Source organism: Paraburkholderia sp. SIMBA_053 (genome assembly GCF_046534895.1).
In the GTDB taxonomy this organism is placed as follows: domain Bacteria; phylum Pseudomonadota; class Gammaproteobacteria; order Burkholderiales; family Burkholderiaceae; genus Paraburkholderia; species Paraburkholderia caledonica.
The window spans coordinates 1-236 of record NZ_JAWRXU010001687.1 but is presented as its reverse complement, the minus strand read 5'-3'; the positions used below and the strand labels follow the sequence as shown (position 1 = coordinate 236).

The window sequence follows — 236 nt, the reverse complement described above, 5'->3', positions numbered from 1 at the left end:
CCCCGGCATCCATGTCGAAACGGTCCAGCGAGTCGATGATGAAGCCGGTCGAGGAAGTCAGCACCGCCAGGGTCAGCAGCATCGCGGCCTGCCAGGGCAGTGCCAGCGCATGCATCGCAAGCGCCGCGAATGCCGCCACCGCCAGCAGGCGCGTCCCCAGGTAGCGCAGCAGGGGGCCGCGCTGCGCGGACAACGCGCGCAGGTCCACCTCCAGGCCGGCGTAGAGGAACAGCGCG

1 protein-coding gene is annotated in these 236 nt (G+C 70.8%); it reads right to left on the bottom strand.

Annotated features, from left to right (window positions below):
* Window positions 1-236, bottom strand: a 236-nt coding sequence (locus SB753_RS41285; RefSeq protein ID WP_410805716.1) for a hypothetical protein, incomplete at both ends; no start/stop codon positions are given.